Source organism: Adhaeribacter aquaticus DSM 16391 (assembly GCF_000473365.1).
Classification (GTDB): Bacteria; Bacteroidota; Bacteroidia; order Cytophagales; family Hymenobacteraceae; genus Adhaeribacter; species Adhaeribacter aquaticus.
This window is the reverse complement of record NZ_KI421517.1, coordinates 4,201,479-4,228,195: the sequence shown is the minus strand read 5'-3', so window position 1 is coordinate 4,228,195 and position 26,717 is coordinate 4,201,479. Positions and strand designations below refer to the sequence as shown.

The following is a 26,717-nucleotide window of genomic DNA, read 5'->3' as shown; positions in this document are numbered from 1 at the left end:
TTATCCTTTTTACAAAGAAGATTTTAATAAATTTTTTCCTGATTTACAGCAGTTTGTACAACCTAAGTTTTAGAAGAACTTTCTTTATTATTTTTATATTAAGAAGCTAATTCTTATACCGAATTCCTATATAGTTTACTTGCAAATGCTTTAAACCTTATTAGCTATAATTTTCCTTTTACTAAAACATTTTATACATATGCCCTATATCAAAAATGAAAAGGTTTATGATGTTTGTATAGTGGGCTCAGGAGCCGGAGGGGGAATGGCCGCCAAAGTGCTAACCGAAGGAGGGGCCAATGTAGTGATGCTGGAAGCCGGCCCCATGTTTGATTCGGCCACGAGCGGCAATATGTTTAAATGGCCATACGACTCGCCCAGAAGAGGAGCAGGTACGCACCGGCCTTTCGGGGAATTTGATGCTGCATTTGGAGGCTGGAATATAGAAGGAGAACCCTACACCACCACTACCGGTACTAAGTTTGACTGGTTTCGGTCCAGAATGCTGGGAGGCCGCACGAACCATTGGGGACGAATCTCTTTGCGTTTTGGGCCGCTGGATTTCCGGCGGAAAAGCATCGATGGATTAGGCGACGATTGGCCAATTTCCTATGATGAGTTAAAACCTTATTACGATAAGTTGGATCGGCTGGTAGGAATATTTGGTTCTAAAGAAGGGCTTTATAACGAACCCGATGGTATTTTTATGCCTCCGCCCAAGCCCCGTTGTTATGAGCTTATGGTAAAGAAAGGATGTGATAAATTAGGGATTCCGGTAATTCCTTCCCGGCTTTCTATTTTAACACAACCTTTAAACGGTCGGCCAGCTTGCCATTACTGTTCCCAATGTAACCGGGGCTGCTCCACCCATTCCAATTTTTCTTCGCCGTCAGTACTTATTCCGCCTGCTTTAAAAACCGGCCGATTAAAAATAGTACCAGGAGCTATGGCACGGGAAGTAATGGTAAATAAAGAAGGATTAGCTACCGGTGTTTCTTATGTAGACGTAAATAGTGGCAAAGAATTTTTAGTGAACGCCAAGATTGTTGTATTGGCGGCCAGTGCCTGTGAATCGGCCAGGTTGTTGTTAAATTCCAGATCAAGTCGGTTCCCGAATGGTCTGGCTAATTCAAGTGATGTGGTAGGCCGTTATTTAACAGATTCTACCGGTACTGATGTAACTGGCTTTTTCCCGCAAATGATGAACAACCACCCGCATAACGAAGATGGGGTAGGTGGCATGCACATGTACATGCCCTGGTGGCTTGAAAATAAAAAATTGGATTTCCCCAGAGGTTACCACATAGAATTTGGTGGCGGACGCCGCATGCCCAGCTATGGTTTTATGGGAGGCTTGCACAATTATAACTCAGCTCAACCCATTGAAGGTAAATACGGGGCTACGCAAAAATTAGACCCAACGCAACTTACCGGAGGTGGCTATGGCCAAAAGCTCAAAGAAGATTACCGACGATTTTACGGCGCCACCATCGGTTTCTCCGGCCGCGGCGAAATGATTGCCCGCCGTGATAATTACTGTGAAATAGACCCCAGCGTAGTAGATAAATATGGTATTCCGGTGTTGCGGTTCAATTTTACCTGGAGCAACTATGAGTACAACCAGGTAAAACACATGCAGCAAACATTCCGGGAAATTATTGATACCCTTGGAGGAGTAGCCTTGTCTAAAATGCCTACCAAAGAAGAAGGCTACGGCATTGCAGCTCCTGGTCGTATTATTCATGAATTAGGTACTACCCGCATGGGCAACGACCCAAAACATTCTGTGCTGAATAGAAACTGCCAGGCCCATGATGTTAAAAACCTGTTTGTTGCCGACGGTGGCCCCTTTGTTTCGCAAGCCGATAAAAATGCCACCTGGACCATTATGGCTTTATCCATGCGTACGTCAGAATTTATAGTAGATCAGAAACGAAAAGGAAATATTTAGAAAGCTTTTAATATGGGAAAGATTAATCGCCGTTCATCACTTAAATATTTAGGATTAGGTTCGCTTGCTGCCGGAACGGGTTTAGTTATTCCGGGATGTGAGGACAAAAGAGAAAAGATTGAAACAGGCCATGATAGGCACGGATCAGCCGCTGCAAGCCAGGAGCTAACTACCCAGGAGCAGAAGGACCAGGAAATGATGAAGCAAAAGTTCTTCACCGAGGAAGAGCGAAAAACTGTTAGGGTATTGGCGGATATTATTCTTCCCCGGGATGACCGCTCGGGCAATGCTTCGGATGCCGGGGTACCCGAATTTATAGAATTTATGATGCTGGATCAGCCTAATAAACAAGTACCTATGCGGGGAGGCTTAAAGTGGTTAAATAACCAATGCCTGAAACGGTATGATAAGGCTTTTGTAGAATGCTCGGAGCCACAGCAAACGGAAATATTAGATGCTATTGCCTGGCCTGCCCAAGCCAAGCCCGAAATGAGCCAGGGCGTTGCCTTCTTTAACAGCTTCCGCGATTTGGTAGCTTCCGGGTTTTGGACAAGTAAAATGGGTATTGAAGATTTACAATATATGGGTAATGTGGGCAATCCAAACTGGAACGGTTGCCCGGAAGAAGCCTGTCAAAAACTGGGAGTTAGTAATAGTTAATTTTAGGAAACACTATAACTAACTTTTTTGTCGGCAAAATCTTTATATTTTTCCAATTCTTCTTCAATAAAAACTTTCCATTCTTTTTGTTTTTCTTTTATCAGGCCATGGTTAGTCTCCTGATCATACAGAACCTGTTTTGCCTCCATCTGGCTAAAAACTTCTTTATAAATCTGAGGTAAATTTTCTCGTAAATTTTTAGCTATTCTTTTTTCGGACAGAATTTTGGTGAACATGCGGGCATATACTTCTCCTAGATCAAAATGCAGTTGTTCATGCTCTAGAAGGTTCTGATTATTTATAGCATCCGATTTCATCCAGGACTTGTCTTTTGAAAAACGGTTCTGAATCTCTATAAATACAATATTCTGACTTCCTTCATTTTTATAGGAATAACGGTAACCTATTTGGCCGGTAGTTAAAGCTGCTTTTTGGCCTGCATTAACTTTTTCCGACAGCACCGTAAAGTCAGAAGGTTTCAATACATTTTTACTCCAGATAATAAAGTTAGTATCCTGGCCATAACTGCAGAAACTAGCTAAAAATAAAAAAAAGGTTATGGCTGTTTTTGTTACTATAGTATTCATTTTAAGTAATAAACATTTGATAAATAGAAGGTGTTAAAACGCTTACTTTTAGAATACTATTAAAACAAAAGAGCCGGCAAAATATTGCCGGCTCTTTTGTAATTATTAATTAAATTTTATTACTGCCTAAATTAGTTTAGTGATGGTGACCGCCTTCGCCGTGAACATGGCCATGCGCTATTTCTTCGGCACTGGCTTCTCTTACCTGTAACACTTTACCTTCAAAAAACATTTTCTGGCCAGCCAACGGATGGTTAAAATCCATCGTTACCTCTTGGTCGCCAACATCTACTACACGCCCTTGCATTTGATTTCCTTCGTTATCCGACATAGGAATATAATTGCCTTCCTGTAACATTTCATCATCTATTTTACCATCGATTTCAAAAACGTTTTTAGGAATATTTACTAGTGCATTATTGTCGTAGTCGCCGTAGCCTTCTTCTGCTTCCAGAGCAAAAGAAAAGGATTCGCCTTCGTTTTTGCCATCCAGGTTTTCTTCGAATTTATCAGGCAAGCCGCTCATCCCAAATAAAAAGGTCATGGGATGATCAGCATCGGCTGTTTCTACCAGGGTTTGCTCGCCGTCGTCGTTTAACACTTTAAGCTCGTAGGTGAGCGAAACTACTTTGTTTTTGCTAATTGCTGTCATAACAGTTTTAGGTTTTGAATAGGGCCGATGTGGCGGTTTAGTTCTAAGTTTATTGTTGTAATATACAGGTTAAAAATTATTCAGGATTAATTTACGGGGAAAAATTTATTCCGGTATAACTTTAAACCTTGGTAACTACGAAGGAATATTCAGAACTTCCATTAATTCCCAGGCACTTATGTACGCATTAATACTTTCTGTGTATGCCACAAAATCCCGGTAAAAAGGGTGCTGGGTTAAAGTAGCACTATCACCCACAATTACCAGTTTTTTACGCGCCCGGGTCATGCCCACGTTCATCCGTCTGATATCGCTAAGAAAGCCAATATCTCCGGCGTTGTTGCTGCGCACCATGCTGATGAAGATGATATCCCGTTCCTGTCCCTGGAAACTATCTACTGTGCCTACGGTAAGGAGCCGTTTGGTTTGTAATTCATGCAATGCGGGATTATGCTCCACTTCATCCACCAGATAATTTATCTGAGCCCGGTAGGGTGCTATAATGCCTATCCGGAGCGGATCTGCATCTTCAGCTGGATTATATTCTTTAATTAAGTGCTGCAAATGACGAAGCAATAAATCAGCTTCTTCGGGATTTGCCGTGCTGGCACCTTCGGCAAACGATTTCTCATTATACCCGCAGCCGGCGGTATCGATAAATTCTACCGCTAATCCTTCCGGAAATAAAGGGTTGAAAGCGTGCAAATCAGTGTTAAACACGGTTTCGTGCGCCTCCAATTGGCCGTTATAAAACTGCTGGTTAGAGAATTGCATAATATCCTGATGCATCCGGTACTGGGTCCGTAGCATAACCGCCACATTCTGTTGCCGCTCAATACACTTTTCAAACAAGGTTATTTCCAAGCCCCCTTTTTCCGCTTCCAGTGACTTTACTGTAGGCGGTAATTGGCAATGGTCACCGGCCAAAATTACCCGGTTTGCTCTAGTTATAGGAATCCAGCAGGCTGGCTCCAGGGCTTGTGCCGCTTCATCAATAAAAACCGTATCGTATGTTAAATGCCGGATTACCCGATTGGCCGAGCCAACCAGTGTACAAGTAATTACCTGCACTTTATCCAGTAAATCATCGGTTATGTAACGCTCGATGTTTTCGGCCTCCGCCAAATAACCTCGGCTTTGTTCTTTCAGCATTTTGCGTTGCTCACGTTCCTGCCAGCCAAAGGTGCGCTTAAACTGCGAAGCCATTTCTTTATATTGTTCGGCAGTGCGGCGGAGTTCTTTTACTTCCTGGTAATCTTTGTGCTCCATAATCTGAGCATCCAGGGTATGGTGCAAAAGAATATCCGATACCCGCGATGGATTACCAATCCGAATTACGTTTACGCCCTGAGCGGCGAGCTTCTCCGTTAATAAATCCACGGCTGTATTACTAGGAGCTGTTACCAGTAATCGGCGCTCCTGCTGCAAAGTGCGCAGTATGGCCTGTACCAACGTTGTGGTTTTACCGGTGCCCGGAGGTCCATGAATAATAGCTACATCTTTAGCCGCTTCAATATTCTGAATAGCTTCATTTTGGGAACTGTTCAGATTGGGATCCGGAACAAAATCCTTCCTAGGGTAAAATACAGCTGGTTGAGCACCATACAGGATATTGCGTAACTGCTCCAGGCGGCTATGCGAAGCCTCGGAAACCTTCTTCATCGCAATTTCCATTTCCCGGTAACTCATTTCATCGAAGGTAAGATCGATGCCTAATTTACCATCATCTATCCAATCCGGTAAGTCTTCTTTGGTAGTTGCCAGCGTAAGCTTATTGCGTTTCAGGGTCATGATAACGCCGGAAAGCTGGGCACCCTGATTATTGGGTGTATTGCTGAAAATAGAAGCATTTTTGCCGGTTTGGAATAAATGCATTTGATCGCGACCTCCCTGGCGTTCTATTTCCACCACTACTTTATTGCCAAATCCTATTTCGGTTTTGGTAATAGAAACTGGGTACCAGCACAAGCCGTTCTGTTTTCTTTCCTGAATGGAGCTACGGGTACTTTTAAGTTTATATTGAGCCAGGTCTTCTTCTTGCTCCAGTTTTAATAATTTACTTACTTTATTTAATTCTTCTTGTATCTCGAACATGTAAATTCTGCAATGCCGCTGCAAAATACAATTTTTATTGAAGCGGCTCTATTTAATGAAGGAAAATGAATGGCTTGTTCTATTCACCTTCTGGTACAATAATCTTTACTTTTTATAATACTTTGGGTAGTATTATTTTAAACAAGTTTCTAATCTTTTTAGTTTTAAAATAGCAGTTTATCCACTACGTAAATGCAGATTTAATACCTGAAATATTCGGCTTAACCAGCTTTAAAATTCTAAGGTTAGTAGAATTGAGAAATTGCCTTCTAAATTTAAAAAGGATCTGACTAATAGTAAATTTTAGATAAATCGTTCTCTATTTCAGTTTACCTAATCCTTAATCACTTAAAGAACATTTAGATATATAAAAGGGTAAATAGCTTAATATCTTCGGTTTATAGCAACTGCACTGGTTTAGGTATTAGTACTTTTAAAATAATTAACTTTAGAGGTTCTAAAAGCGTATGTTCAATAAAAGAACTAATACCTTGATTGTTTTAGTGTAGCATGCAGTTGTTTTTAAATAAAAATCAAAGGATTAAACAAAAAGTTAATTTGGTTAAGCCTTTAAAAATTAAACTTAACTCCAGTTTTTTTTGGATTTTAATAATTCTGGCTCTTTTTGTAAATGCTGTTTGGATCTTTTTTATAATTGACAAAGCTGCTTTAAAAGACATTAATACTTCTTTTATTATGCAAGGGGGGCTTCTGATTGTGCTTATTTTTTTCAGCAAATGGTATTACAACAAAAGAGGGAAGAAAATTTGAATCTGAGGTTGTTATTAGGTTTTCCTTCTCCTTTTGCTGGTTTAAACCTTATTAATACGGGTTCTCTTCTTTTTCAGGGAAACCAGGTTGCTCTTTAGAAAGATACAGTACAATAAAAGCATTATACCTAAACCGCCCACTATTACGAGGCGCTTATCTGATTCTAATTTATTATTCTGGGCTTCAGTTAGCTTTTCTTTTAAGGTTTCTATTTCCCGCTGCTTTACCTTCTGAATATTTTTTAAGCTGGCCATTTCTTGTTTTAGATCATAAAAATTTTCCATAGCCACTCTTTTATCATCTACCACCTGGCGTTCTATTTTGTCTTTTTCTACTGTGGTTATGGCTTGCTTTTTCAGACTGGTAACATTTATTTCTTTTATAATTTCAGAATCTTTATTAATGATAGGCTTTAAAGATTCTATTATGTTCAATAAGTCTTTTTTAGATTTTTTGCCCCAAAAGTTATTATTCTGCTTGTTGTAATAATGGTATTGCTGGATCAGATTTTCCCGCTCTTTTAACAATAAGTTTAATTTATCATTCTGGCTCCAACCAGTTAGTCCGTAGATCATAACTCCAACGAGTAGTAAAATTCTTTTCGCCATGTTTTATTTCCGATTTCCTGTTTAAGTATATTCTGCAATATATTCCATTTTAAGCTAAAAAGAATAGAAGCCAAGCACCTGATATTTTTTCTGGTTTAATAGTCATTAATGAGAAGAGTTAGTATTTTTGGTTTCTGAATAATCTCTCTATGCAACAATATTTAGACCTTTTACAACACATTTTAAAAAGCGGAACTAAAAAAGAAGACAGGACCGGTACCGGAACTCTAAGTGTTTTTGGCTACCAGATGCGGTTTGATTTAGCCGCTGGGTTTCCATTAGTAACCACTAAAAAGGTTCATCTGAAATCCATTATTCATGAGTTGTTGTGGTTTTTAAAAGGAGAGACTAATATAAAATATCTTACAGACAACGGTGTATCAATATGGAACGAATGGGCTGATGAGCATGGTAATTTAGGACCTGTTTATGGTTCACAATGGCGGAGTTGGCCTACTCCGGAAGGGGGCCATATCGATCAGATCACCCAGGTAGTAAATCAGCTCAAAAATAACCCGGACTCGCGACGTATTATTGTAAGCGCCTGGAATGTAGCTGAAATTAATAACATGAAATTGCCGCCATGCCATGCGTTTTTCCAATTTTATGTAGCAGATAATAAACTTTCCTGCCAATTGTATCAGCGCAGTGCCGATGTATTTCTAGGTGTGCCTTTTAATATTGCCTCCTATGCTTTGCTTACCATGATGATGGCGCAGGTATGTAATCTCGAATTGGGTGAGTTTATCTGGACAGGTGGCGATACGCATTTGTACCTGAACCACCTGGAGCAAGCAGAACTTCAATTGACCCGGGAACCCCGGCCATTGCCAATCATGGATATGAATCCGGATATATCATCCATTTTTAACTTTTCCTATGAAGATTTTAAGCTACTGAATTACGATCCACATCCGGCTATTAAAGCGCCAGTGGCTGTTTAAGTTTACAATTTTGTATAATATCCAATACCATCTTTCTTATTTTTAGAACAGATGGTATTTTTTTGTTTGTAGTAAAAGAATAAGAATTATTAGTCTTTAGGAAAACCGTTACTTCATGAAGCCGTTACTTTCCCGGTTAATTATTAATTATAAAGTAGTATTAATTTTATTCAGTATTCTGGCAATTTTTGCTTCTGTTCAATCTTATTTAAAACCAGAATCTATCAATATTGGGAATGGCCGGTATTACACGCATTACAATAACTATATTATTTTTAAGCAGTCTTTCTTCCACCTGATCCATTACCAGGACCTATACAAGTTATTTTGGGATGAGCATTGGGATTTGTATAAATACAGCCCTACATTTTCGCTTTTCTTTGGATTTTTTGCTTTGTTACCTGATATAGCGGGAATCATAATCTGGAATTTATTAAATGCCTTTGTTTTATTTTTAGGATTTCGAAGCCTGCCCCAGTTTAATGATAAAGTAAAGGCTCTAATGCTGTTTGCTATGTTCATGGAAGTATTAACTACTCTCCAGAACGAGCAAAGTAACGCCTTAACTGCCGGTTTAGTTATTTGGGCTGTTGGGTTGTTGGAGCGTAAAAACTACCTCTGGGCTACCTTTTGTATTGTTTGCAGTTGTTATATTAAGTTATTTGGTTTAGTAGCTTTTGCCTTGTTTTTGTTTTACCCCAATAAAATTAAACTGACTGCCTATACCATTTTTTGGTTTGTGGTTTTATTTATGCTACCGCTGGTAGTGGTAGATTGGCAGCAACTGATTTTTTTGTATAAAAGCTGGTTACATTTGTTGCAAAACGATCATTCTATTTCCTTAGGCTTTTCTGTAATGGGCTGGTTGGAAACGTGGTTTGGTTTTAACCCTTCCAAAGTTGCTGTTTTATTTTTTGGTGCCGGTTTATTCTGTCTGCCATTTATCCGAATAAAGCATTACCAGGATTATGTTTTCAGGTTATTGGCTCTTGCTTCTGTTTTGATTTGGGTAGTAATTTTTAACCATAAAGCAGAATCGCCTACCTTTATTATTGCTTTAAGTGGGGTTGTTATCTGGTTTTTCAGCCAGGAAAAAACGCTGACCAATAAAGTGCTTTTTACCCTAGCTATACTTTTTACAGAACTGGCCGCTTCCGATCTTTATCCCAGATTTATCCGGAAAACTTTTTTTGAGCCGTATGTGGTAAAGGTGGTGCCGTGTATTTTGATCTGGTGCTGGATTATTTACCAAATGCTTTTCAACTATTATAAACCAAAACTCGAAAAGGTTCTGGATGAATATAAGGCTTTGGAGGTAAATTAACTAACCTGGTTTGTTTTCACTGGTTAGTTAAGATATTAATTAGATTATAATTTTATATAAAGAGGGCTAATTAACTTACGATTTTTATTTTGAATATAGTAAAAGTTTAATTAACTTATCTTGTTCGTATTAAGGTCCTTTTGCTTGAAGCTATATTATAATTTAAAACGGTACTTCTGGGCTTTTACTTTCTTCTTGCCATTAGTATGCTCAGCCCAAACCTCTGAAATAGATAGCTTGTTTCAAGCGGTTGAAAAAACTACCAGCGACTCGGTTCGGGTTGATCTCTTAGCTACTATCAGCAAACTTTATTATTCTTTGGATGGTAAGAAAGCCATAAGCAATGGCGAAAAATCTCTTGGGTTAGCTCAAAAAATTCAATACAAAAAAGGAGAAGCCCAGGCCTTGAATAATATTGGCGGCGCGTATTTTATGTTGGGCGATTTTCCCAAAGCGGCCGGCTACCATTTTAAGGCCTTAAAAATACGTGAAAGTATTAAGGACTCTACTGGTTTATGTGCCAGTTTTGTTAATCTTGGTAACGTCTATAATTATAAGCAGGATACTGCCCAGGCTTTAAGTTTTTATAAAAAAGCTTTAGTAATCTCCACGCAGATTAAGAACAAAAAGTTTATGAGTATGGTCCTGAATAATATCGGGCACCTATACGAAAGAACGCTGCATCCAGATAAAGCTTTAACCTATTACAAGCAATCGTTGCCCATAAAAAGAGAAATAGGCGACGTTACTGGTATTGCCATTAGTTTGAATAATATCGGTGATATCTATCAGGATAAAAAGCTGTACAAGCAGTCATTAGTTTTCTTAAATGAAGCATTGAAAATTTCAACAGAAAATAATGATAACTTAAATAAGTGCTATGCCTTGCGAGGTATATCGCTTGCTTATAATGCTTTAAATATAAATTCTGATCTGGCGCTTAATTATGCCAGGCAAAGTTTTGTTTTAGCCAAGCAACTTGGTTCAAAAGAAGAAATCAAAGAATCGGCCGGGGTACTGCAGGAGGTGTATTTAAACCGGGGAGATTATAAAAATGCTTTAGAATCATATAACCTGTTTAGAATTTACAATGATAGTATATTAACCGAAACCGGGCAGCGGGAAGTAGCCGAAATGCAGGTAAAATACGAAACAGAAAAAAAGAGTAACGAAAACATACGGTTAAGAGCCGAAAAAACTATTCAGGCCAAGGAACTGGAGCGAAAAAATATCCGGTTTTGGTTTATCATATTTGCCTGTCTGGCTTTTGCCGCCTTTGCCTTGATAACATTTTTGAGCCAGATTAGAATTAAACGAATTAATGAGGCTCTGGTAAGTTCCTTTGAAAGGCTTAAACAGCAAAAAGAAGAAATTTCTCTCCAAGCCCAGTTGCTTGTTACCCAAAAAGAAGAACTGGAAAAAATGAACGAGTTAAAGACGAAATTCTTTTCCATAATTTCGCATGATTTACGGAGCCCTTTGGCCTCTCTGATTGGTTTTATTGATTTGCTTGATGGTCAAAAACTTAAAGCCGAGGAGCTCAAGTTATTGATACAACATTTTAAAAAGGAATTGGGTCAGACTACCAATCTTTTAGATAACCTGTTAATCTGGTCCAAAAACCAGATGAGTGGTTTACAACTTTATAAAAACACTTTTTCCTTATATCGGTTAGCCCAACGTAATGTAGATTTATTAATACCTTTAGCGGAAACAAAAGGAATTAAGGTATACAATAATATTGAACCAAAGGAAGTAGCTTTTGCCGATTCTGAAATGATAAATTTTGTTTTGCGGAATTTACTGGCTAATGCTATTAAATTTACTGCAACTGATGGAACTGTAAAAATTACGGCGGCAGGTTTTGGTAATGAGGTATCGGTGGCTGTTTCGGATTCTGGTTGTGGAATTAGTGAGGCTAACAGGAAAAAGTTATTTCGGAACGAATATCACAGTACCCGGGGCACTGCCAATGAAAAAGGAACTGGTTTAGGCCTGGTTTTATGTAAAGAGTTTTTAGATAAAAATAATGGTACCATAAAAGTAGAAAGCGAGGAAGGTAAAGGAAGTACATTTACCTTTACCTTGCCTCGCTTTGCTGAGCAATTAGCTGAAGTGCTTATTTAATTAAGGCATCATATAATACTTCTATGGTATGTAAAGCCTTTCGGCCTGTACCGTCTTTTATTTGGTGCCGACAGCTCGTACCAGAAGCGGCTATAATTATTTCCTCTGGTTGCTTCCGCACCGTTGGGAACAATACTAGTTCGCCTACCGCCATTGATACGTCGTAGTGTTCTTCTTCATACCCAAATGAACCGGCCATGCCACAGCAACCTGACGGAATAATATCTACCGTGTAGTTGGCCGGTAAGGTCAGCATTTTTTGCGTGTGCAGCAGGTTAGATAATGCTTTCTGGTGGCAGTGACCATGCAGTTTAATATGGCGGGTTTCTTGTGTAAACGATTCGGGCTGAATGTTACTTTTAAACCGCTCCATATCAATAAACTCATCAAAAAGCCAGCTGTTAGAAGCTATTTTTTTAGCCGCCGGTAATAAATCATCGCCCACCAAGTCCAGGTATTCATCCCGGAAAGTTAAAATGGCCGACGGCTCAATACCTACCAATGGCGCATCACCAGACACAACGTCTTTCAGCAGTTCCACATTTCGCAGAGCTAATTTTTTTGCATCCCGCATTAAGCCTTTTGATAAATAAGACCGGCCGCTTTCTTCGTGTTTAGGAATGAGTACTTCATAGCCTAGCTTCTCCAGCAGCAATACTGCTTTTATGCCTATTTCTACGTCATTATAATTCGTAAACTCATCGCAGAATAAATTTACAATACCTTTGGTAGGAGTAGGCCGGGTTTCTTTCTGGTGCTTTTTAAACCAAGCCAGTAAGGTGGTTTTATGTAATAAGGGCATGGACCTTTTAGAAGCAAAACCCATTACTTTTTTAGCCAGGTTAGCCGTAAAGTTGGTTTTGAACATGAAGTTGTAAACTCCGGGTGCAATAGATGCTAATTGGTTAGCTTTGGTAACATTGCCAATTATACGGGAACGGAATGGGACGCCATTAGCATCATAATAATGCTGCAGGAATTCGGCTTTTAATTTGGCCACATCCACGTTAGACGGACACTCGGATTTACAGCCTTTACAGGACAAACAAAGATCCATCGCCTCCTTTATTTCTTTGTGGTCGAAGCGGTTTACTTTATCGGAGCGGGTCAGAAATTCCCGCATTACATTTGCCCGGCCACGGGTAGTATCTTTTTCATTGCGGGTAACCATATAACTCGGGCACATGGTACCACCGGTTAAGTGGGTTTTGCGGCAGTCGCCGGAACCGTTACATAATTCTGCGGCGCGTAATATGCCCTGCTCATTCCGGAAATTGAATACGGTATCAAATTCAGGAGTATCCTGGCCCGGTTCGTAGCGCAGGAAGGTGTCCATAGCTGGTGTATTAACAATCTTACCCGGGTTGAATATTTTATCCGGATCCCAGGTGCGCTTTATTTCCTCAACCAGTTTATAGTTTTTCTCACCAATCATGAGCGGAATAAACTCACCCCGCAAGCGGCCATCGCCGTGTTCGCCACTTAACGATCCCCGGTACTTTTTTACCAGGTGGGCAATTTCGGTAGCGATGTGGCGGAATAACCGGTTTCCTTCTTCAGTTTTTAAATCTATAATAGGGCGGAGGTGAATTTCTCCGGAACCTGCGTGGGCATAATGCACACAATATAAGTCATTTGCTTTCAGAATTTCGTTAAATTCCTGGATAAATTCCGGTAAATCCTGTACATCCACAGCTGTATCCTCAATTACCGCCACTGGTTTGGCATCACCCGGAATATTAGATAACAAGCCTAAACCAGCTTTCCGTAAAGTCCAAACCCGTTTGGTATCGGGCCCGGTTACCAGTGGGTAATGGTAACCATAACCGGCTTCTTTTAAATCGGCTATTAGCTCATCTGCTACTTTCTGGATTTCCCCTGCTGTGTTTTTGGCAATTTCTACAACTAAAATGGCCCCCGGATCGCCTTCTACAAAGAAACGGTTTTGGCGCTGCTCAATGTTGGTTTTAGTACACTCTAAAACGTAGTGGTCCATCAGTTCGCAGGCACTTGGATTATGCTTTAAAGCCACCAGGTTAGCACGCAATGCTTCGTCTATGGTGCTGGTATGGATGCACAGCAAACCTATTTCTTTAGGCGGTAGCGGTACTACGTTTAATTTAATTTCGGTTAAGAAAGCCAGGGTTCCTTCGGAGCCGGCTATCAACTTACAAAAATTAAAGTCTTCGGTTTCCGGGGTAAAAGGAGTGGTTTCTAATAATAAATCTACGGCATAGCCGGTATTGCGGCGCTCCACGGTCTTTTTCGGGAATTCCTTTCTTATTTCGGTTTGTACTTCCGGATGCGACAACATGCTTTTTACCGCCTGGTACAAGCGGGTTTCTAAAACCGAAACGGTACCTTCGCCCTGGCATTTAGCCTCAAATTGCTCCGGCGTTAAGCTGGTAAATTCTGTTTCGGAACCATCACTCAAAATTGCTTTTACTGACAATAAGTGTTCGCGCGTACTCCGGTAAACCAATGAATTAGAACCACAGGAGTTATTACCCACCATACCGCCAATCATGGCCCGGTTAGCCGTAGAAGTTTCTGGTCCGAAATATAAGCCGTAAGGCTTCAGGAACAAGTTTAACTCATCGCGAATGACACCTGGCTGTACGCGTACCCAACCTTCGTCCGGGTTTACTTCCAATATCTGGTTAAACGTGCGCGACACATCTACTACAATGCCGTTACCTACTACCTGGCCGGCCAACGATGTACCGGCTGTACGCGGAATTAAGGATGTTTTCTCGCGACGGGCAAAGGCTATCAGTTTTTTTATATCAGCATTCGATTTCGGGAAGGCTACGGCTGTAGGCATTTCCCGGTAAGCAGAAGCATCCGTAGCGTATAAAGTCCGCATGGTGCTGTCAAAATGTAACTCGCCTTCTAATTCACGAGCCAGTTGTTCTAATTTAGTTGTCATCCTATTCTGATAGCTTGCCTTTTTAGAAGGCAAAAAATAATTCATTTAAATCTGTCTGCCATTTATTCCAAACCAGGTAATAAGTTATAGCCAGTAATATCGAACTTATGTTTCCGATGAGGAAATAATCGTTCGATATAGCATGTTGCTTGTCGGCATCCAGGCGTGTTCCAATTTTTAAAGCACCTAATACGGTAAGAGCATGTGGCAATTCATTTACCAGGCACAAATATATAAAAAAGCGTTCGAGCAAGCCTTTTATAATTGCATTTGAGGTATCTAATTTTCGGGTGGATTCACTTTTCTGGGCATCGCGTTCGAACCTTTTCCGGATTAGTTTAAATACAAAGAAGGCTACACATTCGCCTAACAAATAAACAAGTAAGAAGATAAAAAGCTTCACGAATCTTGTGCTCCCGCTAAAAAAAGTAGTTCTCTTGTGGTGAAATATTCCTGCATGCGCAGGGTCTTTTCTTTGCGCCAAAGCAAGGATCGGTCTTTGTTTAGATGCACGGCGACTTTTTTATAATCCAATAGCTGTATAAAAAGAGAAGCTGTTGCTACATCTTTCTGGTTCCAGCCATCTATTATAGAACTGTAAAGAAAAAATAATTTATTGAGAATTTCATCTTTTTTTCCGGCATTGGTACTGGTAAAAAATCTTTCTCCGCGTTTCATTTTAAGCTCTTCCAGGTGGTGCCGAGTATAAGTTAAGCCACTCCCCAACATGCCATAAGCAATTTCTTTATTAATAGGGGTGTCTATTTCCCCGTAGTGGAGCACATATCTTAACTTAAACGTTTTATGTTGCTGAATTATTTGCTCTTCCAGGGCTACTATTAAAGAAATTGCCTCGGCTAATCCCTTAACAATTCCCTGGAATTCATCGCCCAGCGTTATGGTAAGCGGAGAGAGGAGGTTATTTGCATGAGCTTGATTAATGGTTTGTACCACCTGGGCAAAATCCTCCATTAAAGCTTTTCCTTTTTGTTTGCTGCTGTTTTGGATATCAGCCATTAGGATGTAGTGGTTGCTGGGCATTAATATTGCATAATATTTACAACGTAGTAATTTGTTGTTAATATTATGCAACAAATTATAATATTGCAAATAAAATGCAATAAATTAGTTAGCTTACAAACATACTTTGTAATTGCTGCACAAGTTTATGTTGGACATGGAACTGCTTTTTCCCGATTTGGGTAATAACCCGAAGCCCGGTAACATTTGAAGTAAATACAGCCTCTGCACTCATAAGGTCAGGTTGATCATAAAAGCCAACATGAACAGGAATATTTCTTTCCTCACAAGCTTTCAGGATGTTCAGGCGCATAATGCCGGCAATACAACCTGTTTTAAGATCCGGAGTATATAAGGTGCCATTAATAATCCAGAAAATATTGGAAACCAGGCATTCTGAAATATGTCCCTTTTCATCTACCAATATTAGCTCATCTAAACCAGCTTTCTTTTTAGCAATACTGGCTTGCACATAATGTAAAGCATAGGGCCCTTTAAAAAAAGAGAAAGGCGTAAATCGGTTGGGCAATCCATTATAAAAATCAGCACGGGCTATAGTAACAGGCACCGGCTGTTGCGGCTGAACACTAACCAGGTTTTCAACTGCATCAGATTCAGGGGTAAAAAGGCCACCGGCTTTGCGCCAGAACTGAATTTTTACCCTAACAACCTCTGCTACTAAATTATTTTTGTCAATTAAGAGATTAACCTGGGCTTCAAAAAAAGCTGGATCTGCAAGCACATTTGAAAGCTTTAATCCTAAAGCTTCGTGGGCTAGTTCAGACCGTTTTAAATGATCTGTCAGAAATTCAATCCGTCCTTTTTTCCAGATTAAAGTGTCAAAGAAACCGTCGTTATACTGAAAGCTTCGGTTTAAATAGGATAAAGAAAAATCTTCTTCCTGAATGAGTTCTAAATTGTGTAATAAGAACATTAATAAAATAAAATTTACCCGATTGCTTTGGCTTTAAATTAAAAAATCAAGGATGAGAATTTATAATAACTGGTACTTTTTACCTGGCAGCGCTTTTACCACTCCTTTAAACTCTAAACCGAGCAGGAGCGAAGCAACCTGGCTGATAGTAACCTGGGCTTTCCAGCTGATATTATCAATTTGTTCTTCTTTTACTTCCTGCAGTAACTGAATTATTTTAAACTCTTCCGGAGAAAAATCTTCAGGATTATATTTAATAATTTTAGCAGAACCCTGATCAGAGGCTTCCAAATCCCAATTCAGCAGTTCCTCCAGGTCTTTAATCTGGGTATACATCGCGGCCTTATGGGATTTAATTAAATAATTACAACCTTCCGAAAAAGGGGCATTTACTGGCCCAGGTACAGCCAAAACATCTTTGTTATAGCTATGGGCAATATCAGCCGTTATTAAGGTTCCGCCTTTTATAGCAGCTTCTACAATAATGGTGGCATCGGCCATGCCGGCAATAATGCGGTTACGAGCCGGAAAACGAGGTGCGTCGGGCTTAGTGCCAAAGCTGTTCTCTGAAAGCAATCCGCCGTATTGCACCATTTTATCGGCAATTTTGCGGTGTACGGCCGGGTAAATAATATCTAAGCCATTGGCCATAACTCCAACCGTAGCCAATTGGTGCTGCACCGAGGCTCGATGCGCAGCAATATCAATTCCATAGGCTAAACCACTAACCACTAAAACATTGTGTTTAGCTAAATCCTGCACCAATTGCTCCGTAACTTCCTTGCCATAAGCAGTACATTGGCGGGTACCTACAATACTGATAATTTTAGGTTGATTTAAATTAGCGGTGCCTTTGTAATATAAAAGAGTTGGCGCATCGGCAATTTGCTTTAACCGATCTGGGTAAGCTTTATTAGTATAAAATAATAGTTGTACGTTTTCTTTTTCGGCCTGCTTAACAATGCTTTCTGCCTGATTAAGAACAGAATGATTAATTAATGTTTTAAGATGTGTTTGCCCAATGCCCGGAATTTTCTGCAGTTTGCCTGGTGGCGACGTAAATACCTGTTTAGCTGACCCACAGTAACTGATAAGCTGCCGGGTAAGCATATTCCCGATTCCGGGAAGCAAACCAATTGCCACTTCATATACCAAAGCTTCTGTCATTACCAGAATTTAAAAAAGAAAAAGCAAAACTGAATTAAGCATAAGGCTTACCGTTAACCTATCTGATTTTTAATGCCAATTAAAAACTCCCGCACTTTTTCCAGCGATTGAATAATCTCGAATTTGTCTTTGGTTTGCACGCCCTTATTCTTTAGAACTTCGCGGGCACCTTGTATGGTAAAACCTCTTTCTTTAACCAGATGATATACAATACGCAGGTTTTCAATATCTTTGGGTGTAAAGAGCCGGTTGCCTTTTTTGCTTTTCTTAGGGCGTAATACTTCAAATTCTGTCTCCCAAAACCGGATCAAAGAAGGAGCTACTTCAAACATAGCTGCTACCTCGCCAATACTATAATACTGCTTTTCAATATCTTTCTCTTTGAAAGGCATATAACGTTTATATTTAATGAAGCTTACAAAGTGCGCGAGCTACTTTCCAGCATATATTTTAAGTTTAGATTATCGTTTCTTTTTAAAATATGCTACTTTTGCCGGTAGCAGAAAAACCGGAAAGAAAACGAATTGCAAAAATTAGTTTTAATTTCCAGATATCCAATAAAGTCACCTGCAGGATTTATTAATTTTTAGCTTACATGAATTCATCTGAAATAAGGCAGAAATTCCTAGATTTTTTCGCTTCTAAAGGGCACCATATTGTTCCTTCTGCCCCCATTGTGGTAAAAGACGACCCTACGTTAATGTTTACCAATGCGGGTATGAATCAGTTTAAGGATTATTTCTTAGGCAATAAACCTGCCCCGTATGTCAGGGTAGCCGATACCCAAAAATGTTTACGCGTATCGGGCAAGCACAACGACCTGGAAGAAGTAGGTTACGATACCTACCACCACACCATGTTTGAGATGTTGGGTAACTGGAGCTTTGGCGATTATTTTAAAAAAGAAGCACTGCCTTGGGCCTGGGAATTATTAACTAAAGTTTATGGCTTGCCTGAAGACCGGATGTATGTAAGTGTATTCGGCGGTGATGATAAAGATAATTTACCAAAAGACGAGGAAGCTTTCCAGATCTGGAAAAACATATTAGGTGGCGAAGACCGCATTTTATTTGGTTCCAAAAAGGATAACTTCTGGGAAATGGGTGATACTGGTCCGTGCGGCCCTTGTTCAGAAATTCATATAGATTTACGTTCGGACGAAGAACGGGCTAAACAATCTGGCTATGACCTGGTAAATAACGATCATCCGCAGGTAGTAGAAATCTGGAATAACGTATTTATGGAATTTAACCGGTTAGCTGATAGTTCGCTGGTAAAACTACCAGCGCAGCACGTAGATACAGGTATGGGCTTTGAGCGTTTGTGCATGGCTATCCAAGGCAAGCAATCAAACTACGATACCGATGTTTTCCAACCGTTGATCCAGTTTATTGCCGGTGAAGCAGGTTATACTTATGGCTCCGATGAGAAAAAAGATATAGCTACCCGCGTATTAGCCGATCATATCCGGGCTATTGCTTTTGCTATTGCTGATGGTCAGTTGCCATCTAATAATAAAGCAGGTTACGTAATCCGCCGGATTTTACGCCGTGCGGTACGTTATGCTTTTACCTTCTTAGGCTTTAAAAAACCATTCCTGCATAAATTATTTGCTGTATTAGCCGATCAGATGGCCGCTATTTTCCCGGAACTGAAAGCTCAACAAGCTTTTGTAGTACGGGTAATTGAAGAAGAAGAGTTAGGTTTTTTACGGACGCTGGAGAACGGGTTGAAACGCCTTGACAGTTTGCACGATAGATTTGCTGCTAATAATAATATAATTGATGGCAAAACAGCTTTTGAACTGTACGACACCTTTGGTTTTCCGGCGGATTTAACTGCCCTGATTGCCAAAGAAAATAACTTCACGGTAGACGAAGCTGGTTTTGAAAAAGAAATGCAGGAGCAGAAAACTCGTTCCCGCCAAGCTTCACAGGCAGAACAGAGTGATTGGGTAATTGTACACGATGAAGCAGAAACAGCTTTTATTGGTTATGATTATGAAACAGCCCAGTCGCAGATTGTAAAATACCGCCAGGTAAAAACAAAGAACAAAACCGAATACCACATTGTCCTGGACAAAACACCTTTCTATGCTGAAAGCGGTGGCCAGGTGGGTGATACCGGTTATCTGGAAACAGAACTGGATAAGGTACGGGTAATTGATACTAAAAAAGAGAATGACCTGATCATTCACATTACGCTGGAATTACCTTCGGATGTAAATAGTCCAGTTTCAGCCATTGTAGACAATGCTCGTCGTGATTTAATCAAGAAAAACCATTCGGCTACGCACTTATTACACGCGGCTTTAAAAAGAGTTTTGGGAAGCCACGTAAATCAGAAAGGCTCTTTGGTAAATGAGAAATTATTACGTTTCGACTTTTCCCATTTTACCAAAGTGACCGAAACCCAATTACGGGAAGTTGAAAGCATTGTAAACGAACATATCCGGAAAAGTATTCCTTTAAACGAGCAGCGTAACGTACCTATAGATGAGGCAAAAGCAATGGGCGCTATGGCTTTGTTTGGGGAGAAATACGGTGATTTTGTGCGGGTAATTACGTTTGATAAAGAGTATTCAGTGGAGCTTTGCGGCGGTATTCACGTGCCCAATACCGGTGAAATAGGTTTCTTTAAAATTGCTTCTGAAAGTTCGGTAGCTGCCGGGGTACGTCGGATTGAAGCTTATACGGCTATTGCCGCCGAAGAATACGTGCAGGAACAATTAGTACAACTGGAGGAGGTAAAAGAATTAGTTGGTCAGCAAGGTAATCTTTCTAAAAATATAGAGCGTTTACTGGAAGAGAATAACGCGCTTAAAAAGCAACTGGAACAGTTTGAAATAAAGCAACTGGCTGCCCAAAAATATACCTTAATCAGCAAGGCTAAGCAAATAAATACGATTAACCTGATTGCCGAGAGAGCAGAGGTTAGCTCAGCCGATTACCTGAAAAAGCTAGCTTTTGATATCCGGAACACCATGCATGATAATTTGTGCTTAATTTTAACAGCAGAAATTGATGGTAAACCGCAATTAGCAGTAATGCTTTCAGATAACCTGGTTGCCGAAAGAGGTTTAAATGCGGTAACGTTGGTAAAAGAGTTGGCCAAAGAAATAAAGGGTGGCGGCGGTGGCCAAGCCTTTTATGCAACGGCCGGTGGTAAAGATGCCAATGGTTTAGCTAATATTCCGGCAAAAGCGGAGGAACTGGTTTCGCAGGTAGTAAGCGCCTAGTTAAAAAGAAATAGTATTAAATAATATATAAAAAGCTAAGAGCTAAAAGCTGACAGCTAATTATGGATAAAGCAATCTTCGATAAGTATCAACCAATAATCGGGTTAGAGGTTCACGCACAATTATCAACGGTAAGTAAAGCTTTTACAGCTGATACTACCGAGTATGGCTCTATGCCAAATACCAATATTAGTGCTATTACGTTGGGGCATCCGGGCACATTGCCCAAAATGAACAAAAAAGCAGTTGATTACGCTATAAAAATGGGGTTGGCTACTAATTGTTCTATTACCCGCCATAACTATTTCGACCGTAAAAATTACTTCTATCCTGACCTACCAAAGGGTTATCAGATTACCCAGGATAAGACGCCTATTTGTAAGAAAGGCCACGTTGATATTCAGCTAAGCAATGGCCAGGAGAAAACGATTCGCCTGAACCGGATTCATATGGAAGAGGATGCTGGTAAATCAATGCACTTAGCCGGCGAAACCGAAACCTTAATTGATTTAAACCGGGCAGGGGTGCCCCTTATTGAGATTGTATCGGAGCCGGATATTCATAACTCAGAAGAAGCCTATTCTTTCCTGACTGAAATTAAGAAACTGGTGCGTTACCTGGATATTTGTGACGGTAACATGGAAGAAGGTTCTTTACGCTGCGATGCGAACGTTTCGGTTATGTTGAAAGGCGCCGAAAAATTCGGAGTAAAAGTAGAAGTAAAGAACATGAACTCCTTCCGGAATGTGCAACGAGCCATCGACCATGAGATTGAGCGCCAGATTGCCTTACTGGAAGCCGGTGAAACGATTGAATCGGAAACTCGGGGATTTGATGCCAATACCGGAACTACTTCCGGACAGCGGTCGAAAGAAACTTTAAACGATTACCGTTATTTCCCGGAGCCGGATTTAACACCTATGGTTATTTCGGACGAATGGCTGGAACGGATTAAAAGTGAAATGCCAAGTTTGCCGCACGAGCTTTACGCCCGTTTTACCAAAGAGTATGGCTTGCCGGAATATGATGCCAACGTACTTACCGATGCCAAGGAGATAGCAGAATACTTTGATGCCATTTGCCAACACACCAAAAATTACAAAGCTGCTTCTAATTGGGTTATGGGTCAGGTTAAATCGCACCTGAACGAATTAGCGCTTCATGTTTCAGAATTCCCTTTAAAGCCAGCGCAAATTGCCGAATTGATTGCTTTAGTAGATTCAGGTAAAGTAAGTCACTCGGCTGCTTCGCGTAATGTATTTGCTTTCTTGCTGGAGAACCCGACAAAAACAGCTTTAGCTGCGGCCGAAGAATTAAACCTTATTCAAGAATCTGACGATAATGCATTAGGCAGCTTTATCGACCAGGTTTTATCGGCTAATCCGGCTAAAGTAGCCGAATATAAAGCAGGTAAAAGATCTTTGGTAGGAATGTTTATGGGCGAAGTTATGAAACTTACCAAAGGAAAAGCCGATCCGAAAGTGGCAAACAAATTGCTACAGGATAAGCTTAATGCGCTTTAATTTTTAATAAAATGAAAAAACTAGTTTATAGCAGTTTGGTTCTTTTAGCCTCTCTTAGTGCCTGTAATAAAATAGGTTCTAAGAACGGCTCTGGCAAAGATGCCTATACTATTAAAGGTAAATTAGAGAATCAGGCTTCCGGCAATATTTATTTAAGTGAGTTTGAGGAGCAGCAGTTTGTACCGCGCGATACCGCTACAGTAAATAGTGACGGTACCTTTGAGTTTGCGGGAAAGAAAGCTGATTCTGGCTTATACCGTATTGCTCTTACCGACCAAAACATGCTTTTGCTGGTAATAGATTCTAATAATATTGAAGTAGCGGCAGATGCCAAGGATCTGCGGAAAACCGCTAATATTAAAGGGTCGAAGGAGTCTGATCAGTTAAAAACATTATTGAGCAAAATTGACCAGATGCAGAAGAATGCTGCATCCTTACAAAACCGTTTTGTAGCTGCTCAAACAGCTGGCCAGCAAGATTCTTTGCAAATATTGCAGGAGAAGTTTATGGGGCTGCAGGAAAAAAATAACAACGAAATCAAAAGCTTTATCCGGTCCAATCCTAAATCGGTAGTTTCGGCTTTTGCAACCCTTAACGTTCTGAATCCGGAAGCTGATTTTGAGTTTGCGGATAGTATGGCCGTTGCTTTTGAGAAGAATGTGCCGCAGTCGCAATTTACAAAAACGTTAGTAGGTAAGTTAGAATCGTTACGCACCTTATCGGTAGGCAAAAAAGCACCGGATATTTCTTTACCTACGCCCACAGGCGATAAAGTTTCTTTATCTTCTTTACGCGGTAAATATGTATTGATTGATTTTTGGGCTAGTTGGTGCGGTCCTTGCCGCCAGGAAAACCCGAATGTAGTCCGGATGTACAATCAATATAAACCAAAGGGATTTGAGATTTTTGGTGTATCGCTGGATGAGTCGAAAGACAAATGGGTAAAAGCTATTGCTACAGATAAACTTACCTGGCCACATGTTTCAGATTTAAAAGGGTGGCAAAGCAGTGCAGCTGTTATGTATAACATTCAGGCCATTCCTCAAACCATTCTATTGGATAAGGAAGGCGTTATTATTGCTAAAAATCTAAGAGGAAAAGAATTGGAAAATAAATTAGCATCGTTGTTACCATAATACCTTAAGGGTATTTTTACAGGACAAAAAAGCCGTAGCGTCAGCTACGGCTTTTTTGTTGCTACTCCTTAAGATACAAAGCATGAGCAGAAACAGGGATTATTCTTATAACCGCTTCCAAGGGTTAATTCCTTCGGCTTTTAATTTATTATAAAGCAGTATCACGTAAGCTAAATCATAAATAAAGATGCTGATATAAAGTAATTGCAACAGGTACGACTGGGGGAAGTAATTGTAAAACAAAACAGACGGCAGAATAGTACCCAGCATCTTACTTAAACCAATGTACAAAGATTGCCCGGTTGAGCTTCCTCTTTTTAAAAGCATCGAAATAAAAAGGACCGACATTAAAAGATTCTGCCCAAAGGCTGCATAAATGCCAATATACTCATTAAACTCTTTTGACATAAGCATAATGGTTAAGGCCGATAATACCAGCGTAAGCACAAACCATGGGTAAAAAAGGGCTTTAGGCAAGTTACCCGGAAAGCCATTGCGACCATAATAGAAGTACTGGATCAGAATGCCTACATCAAATAATAGCCACGTATAATTAATGTATAGCTGCGGTGCCGGGTGCGGGTATACAAAGGAGAAGATAAATTCCCAGGATAAGTTGGCACATAAAGCGGCTACGGGCATACCGTAATTTTTATCTTTGAAGCCCCGCCTTAAAATTAACAAGTAGGTAATGGTCCAGAATAAACCACTACCAATCATTAATGAATGAGCAAAATCAGGATTAAGTTTAACAGGATTATCGAGCATGAATAATAAATCAGTTTATTCAATTTACAGCAACACTTGTAAAGCTGGTCAGGTTTTAATTAAAATATATACCGAATAGGGCACCAGGGAATAATTTCCTGTTGCAGGGCCTTAAATTCCTGCACTAATTGTGCTTTTAGCTGGTACTGGTAGCGCACATTAATACCTCCAAATTGGCTGCGCTTGGTTTCCTGATTTTCAGGAGTCCAGATTAAACTTTCTGCCTTGGGGTTAATAGCTAAATTGGCCTCGTGCTGCCATTGATTATGGGTAAGAAAGATTACTTCACAACTCATGCGGGCTTTTACTTGCGGATGCACCTCCTGGTTAAGTTTTTCAAATAATTCCCGGTAATCTTGCTGCCAGCCTTCATAAACAATAACCGGTGAAAAATTTAGGTGTACTTCATAACCTGCCTGGTAAAAATCATTTATTGCCGCAATACGTTTCTCAATAGCATCGGTTCGCACATCAACTAATTTGCTTACGGTGGCAGGCATCAGGCTAAATCGTATACGGGTTTTCCCAGCTGGTTCATACGTCAGCAACTCCGGGTTTACAAATTTGGTAGCGAAAGTGGCAAATGCTTTGGGGTGCTTAGCAAAAAAGTCCACCGTCTCTTTTACGCTATCAGATAAAACAGCATCTACCGAAATATCAGAATTACAACCTATATCATAAGTATAAAACTTCGCATGTGTTTGGTTCGGAATCTTAGGCCAGGCTTGTTTCTGCACGTGCTTTTCTACGGCTCCTAAAATTTCCTCAGTATTGGTAAAGAGCGTTATTGGGTTAACGGGTTTATTTCGGTCTACATAGCAGTAAGCACAAGCTCCCATGCAGCCATTTGCCAGGCTGGGGGAAATAAAATCTGAACTACGGCCGCTTTCCCGGCATATTAAGGTTTTTAATTTGCCTAAAACCAGTACATCCGACTTAACCTGAAAATGATTTCCGTCAATAGCCGGAAGGCGGTTATGTTGTTTTATTTCTACATGCTTAGCGTCTACATAGGTTTGTAAAGCTTTGATGCCCCGATCATTCAACGAATCAGGGGTATAAAATATAGTTGATGGTTTAAAAGGCTGCATAGGAAAAGAATTTTTATAACCAGATCAGGAGCCTTTTGTTTAAAGTAAAAAGGCTCCTGGAAAAAGCATAGAAACTAAAAAGGTTAGGTCCAATAAAGAATAGGAGCTTCCGGAAATAAGCTTTTCAATTCTGTATAAAAGAAACTCCGCAACATCTTCATGGTACCGGAATTATATACAAATTTTTTACCCCCGAATTTATTGAACTTCAGGGCCCGGCTGTTTTCATCAAAGTCGATGCTGGTATTAGGGTACCACTCCTGCAATAAGGCTTTAGACCCTGGAGTAAACCGGTGAGTAATTAGCTCAAAGGTAAGATCACAGGGAAAGTCTAAAGCGGCTGCCAATTGGCTTAATAAAGTAGTATATTGTTCTTCCCAATCAGGAATAGCCATGATAGGGGCTATAACAATACCTACTTTATAACCACCACCGCCTAAAGCTTTTGGTAAAGCTAATTTCCGGATGGCTTCTATTCGGGCGGCAATAGAGGCAGTACCACCTTCCATCCGGCGGGAGATAAATTCAGTATTCAGGCTTATTCGGGGTTGGGTATGGCCATTGTGAGGCAAATCCAGTAATTCATCTACTTGGTCGAATTTAGTAACCCAACGAAGGTGCATATTATCCTGCTCGCCAAAGAATCTAATGGCCTCGGCTAAGCTACCAGTTAAATGCTCAATCCCTAAAGGATCGGTGTAACAACTGGCTTCAAAAGTAGATACCTGACCCGGTTTCTGGTAGAGAGGCAAATTGTTCAGGATAGCAGGTAAGTTAGCGAAGGCACGAATTACAGGTGGCCCTTGTAAACTTCCGGCCAGGTAGCAATACTGGCAATGGGCCGGACAACCTTCGGCTAAGTGAAATTGCCAATCGGCGGAGGGCGGAATAGGTTGCAGTTTTAGCGCACTTGCCGGGGCAGTTACAACCGCTAAAGTACTTTTAGCTTTTCGATAGGTTTCCCGCTCATCCGAACCCCGTAGGCCGGTAACCCGGTTTTGTTTTAACTCCTCAATTGGCAAACCTAAGGCTTGAACCCGATCATATACACATCTTCCCCAAGGCTCATCTAAAGCAGCGGGTGTAAAAAGCACTTGCCTGGGCAGCCATAACTTGCCTGAATTTTTATTTTCTTTTACCGAATAACTTTCCTGAACTACTAACATCCTTATTATTTTAAGAAGAAATACCTT

21 protein-coding genes are annotated in these 26,717 nt (G+C 40.3%); 8 read left to right on the top strand and 13 right to left on the bottom strand.

The window, feature by feature from the left end:
* Window positions 1-199: 199 nt before the first annotated feature.
* Together ADHAQ_RS0120975 and ADHAQ_RS0120970 are read left to right on the top strand one after the other, a co-directional pair.
* Entirely contained in the window at window positions 200-1,951 is a 1,752-nt protein-coding gene (locus ADHAQ_RS0120975; RefSeq protein WP_026464604.1) for a GMC family oxidoreductase, read from the top strand.
* Window positions 1,952-1,963: 12 nt separating this feature from the next.
* Window positions 1,964-2,611: a gluconate 2-dehydrogenase subunit 3 family protein gene (locus ADHAQ_RS0120970; protein ID WP_034256978.1), complete on the top strand. Its 648-nt coding sequence runs from the start codon at window positions 1,964-1,966 to the stop codon at window positions 2,609-2,611.
* Window positions 2,612-2,613: 2 nt separating this feature from the next.
* Here ADHAQ_RS0120970 and ADHAQ_RS0120965 read toward each other — a convergent pair whose 3' ends face one another.
* From ADHAQ_RS0120965 to ADHAQ_RS26580, 4 genes are all read right to left on the bottom strand, one after another.
* Window positions 2,614-3,198, bottom strand: coding sequence for a DUF922 domain-containing protein (locus tag ADHAQ_RS0120965; protein ID WP_026464602.1), 585 nt, complete (start codon window positions 3,196-3,198; stop codon window positions 2,614-2,616).
* Between the two features lie 136 nt (window positions 3,199-3,334).
* Window positions 3,335-3,850, bottom strand: coding sequence for an FKBP-type peptidyl-prolyl cis-trans isomerase (locus ADHAQ_RS0120960; RefSeq protein WP_026464601.1), 516 nt, complete (start codon window positions 3,848-3,850; stop codon window positions 3,335-3,337).
* Window positions 3,851-3,985: 135 nt separating this feature from the next.
* Window positions 3,986-5,944, bottom strand: a complete 1,959-nt coding sequence (locus ADHAQ_RS0120955) for an AAA domain-containing protein (RefSeq protein WP_026464600.1) — start codon at window positions 5,942-5,944, stop codon at window positions 3,986-3,988.
* Window positions 5,945-6,756: 812 nt separating this feature from the next.
* Entirely contained in the window at window positions 6,757-7,323 is a 567-nt protein-coding gene (locus tag ADHAQ_RS26580; RefSeq protein WP_157433480.1) for a hypothetical protein, read from the bottom strand.
* A gap of 149 nt (window positions 7,324-7,472) precedes the next feature.
* On the opposite strand from ADHAQ_RS26580, the gene ADHAQ_RS0120940 reads away from it, so the two are divergent.
* The 3 genes from ADHAQ_RS0120940 (at window position 7,473) to ADHAQ_RS27420 (ending at window position 11,718) form a co-directional block, all read left to right on the top strand.
* Entirely contained in the window at window positions 7,473-8,267 is a 795-nt protein-coding gene (locus ADHAQ_RS0120940; protein WP_026464598.1) for a thymidylate synthase, read from the top strand.
* Between the two features lie 115 nt (window positions 8,268-8,382).
* Entirely contained in the window at window positions 8,383-9,591 is a 1,209-nt protein-coding gene (locus tag ADHAQ_RS0120935) for a glycosyltransferase family 87 protein (protein ID WP_034256976.1), read from the top strand.
* Between the two features lie 144 nt (window positions 9,592-9,735).
* Window positions 9,736-11,718 (top strand): tetratricopeptide repeat-containing sensor histidine kinase, encoded by a 1,983-nt coding sequence (locus ADHAQ_RS27420; protein WP_026464596.1) that lies wholly within the window; start codon window positions 9,736-9,738, stop codon window positions 11,716-11,718.
* Here ADHAQ_RS27420 and ADHAQ_RS0120925 read toward each other — a convergent pair.
* The 6 genes from ADHAQ_RS0120925 to ADHAQ_RS0120900 all read right to left on the bottom strand — a co-directional run bounded on the left by ADHAQ_RS0120925 (window position 11,711) and on the right by ADHAQ_RS0120900 (window position 18,160).
* Complete coding sequence (locus tag ADHAQ_RS0120925) at window positions 11,711-14,647, bottom strand: FAD-binding and (Fe-S)-binding domain-containing protein (protein ID WP_026464595.1); 2,937 nt, start codon at window positions 14,645-14,647, stop codon at window positions 11,711-11,713. The two genes, ADHAQ_RS27420 and ADHAQ_RS0120925, sit on opposite strands and share 8 nt — an antisense overlap.
* Window positions 14,648-14,669: 22 nt before the next feature.
* Entirely contained in the window at window positions 14,670-15,050 is a 381-nt protein-coding gene (locus tag ADHAQ_RS27415) for a hypothetical protein (protein WP_051360068.1), read from the bottom strand.
* Complete coding sequence (locus tag ADHAQ_RS0120915; RefSeq protein ID WP_026464594.1) at window positions 15,047-15,664, bottom strand: SatD family protein; 618 nt, start codon at window positions 15,662-15,664, stop codon at window positions 15,047-15,049. The genes ADHAQ_RS27415 and ADHAQ_RS0120915 overlap by 4 nt, the downstream gene beginning before the upstream one ends.
* A 112-nt stretch (window positions 15,665-15,776) precedes the next feature.
* Window positions 15,777-16,601 (bottom strand): aminotransferase class IV, encoded by an 825-nt coding sequence (locus ADHAQ_RS0120910; protein WP_026464593.1) that lies wholly within the window; start codon window positions 16,599-16,601, stop codon window positions 15,777-15,779.
* Window positions 16,602-16,661: 60 nt separating this feature from the next.
* Complete coding sequence (dprA, locus tag ADHAQ_RS0120905) at window positions 16,662-17,768, bottom strand: DNA-processing protein DprA (RefSeq protein WP_026464592.1); 1,107 nt, start codon at window positions 17,766-17,768, stop codon at window positions 16,662-16,664.
* Window positions 17,769-17,821: 53 nt separating this feature from the next.
* Window positions 17,822-18,160 carry a MerR family transcriptional regulator gene (locus tag ADHAQ_RS0120900; RefSeq protein ID WP_026464591.1) on the bottom strand — a complete coding sequence of 113 codons (339 nt, stop codon included), beginning with the start codon at window positions 18,158-18,160 and terminating at the stop codon, window positions 17,822-17,824.
* 203 nt (window positions 18,161-18,363) lie between these two features.
* Between ADHAQ_RS0120900 and alaS the strand changes: the two genes are divergently transcribed.
* The 3 genes from alaS to ADHAQ_RS0120885 all read left to right on the top strand — a co-directional run bounded on the left by alaS (window position 18,364) and on the right by ADHAQ_RS0120885 (window position 23,665).
* Entirely contained in the window at window positions 18,364-21,006 is a 2,643-nt protein-coding gene (alaS, locus tag ADHAQ_RS0120895) for an alanine--tRNA ligase (protein ID WP_026464590.1), read from the top strand.
* Between the two features lie 62 nt (window positions 21,007-21,068).
* Entirely contained in the window at window positions 21,069-22,529 is a 1,461-nt protein-coding gene (gene gatB / locus ADHAQ_RS0120890; RefSeq protein WP_026464589.1) for an Asp-tRNA(Asn)/Glu-tRNA(Gln) amidotransferase subunit GatB, read from the top strand.
* Window positions 22,530-22,540: 11 nt separating this feature from the next.
* Window positions 22,541-23,665, top strand: a complete 1,125-nt coding sequence (locus ADHAQ_RS0120885) for a TlpA disulfide reductase family protein (RefSeq protein WP_026464588.1) — start codon at window positions 22,541-22,543, stop codon at window positions 23,663-23,665.
* Between the two features lie 105 nt (window positions 23,666-23,770).
* Here the strand turns inward: ADHAQ_RS0120885 and ADHAQ_RS26565 are convergent, their stop codons facing one another.
* From ADHAQ_RS26565 to ADHAQ_RS0120870, 3 genes are all read right to left on the bottom strand, one after another.
* Window positions 23,771-24,433, bottom strand: a complete 663-nt coding sequence (locus ADHAQ_RS26565; protein ID WP_051360067.1) for a transmembrane-type terpene cyclase — start codon at window positions 24,431-24,433, stop codon at window positions 23,771-23,773.
* A gap of 59 nt (window positions 24,434-24,492) precedes the next feature.
* The gene (locus ADHAQ_RS0120875) at window positions 24,493-25,524 is read right to left on the bottom strand and encodes a spore photoproduct lyase family protein (protein WP_026464587.1); all 1,032 of its coding nucleotides are present in this window, start codon (window positions 25,522-25,524) and stop codon (window positions 24,493-24,495) included.
* Window positions 25,525-25,607: 83 nt separating this feature from the next.
* Window positions 25,608-26,690, bottom strand: a complete 1,083-nt coding sequence (locus ADHAQ_RS0120870; protein WP_051360066.1) for an SPL family radical SAM protein — start codon at window positions 26,688-26,690, stop codon at window positions 25,608-25,610.
* Window positions 26,691-26,717: the final 27 nt, after the last annotated feature.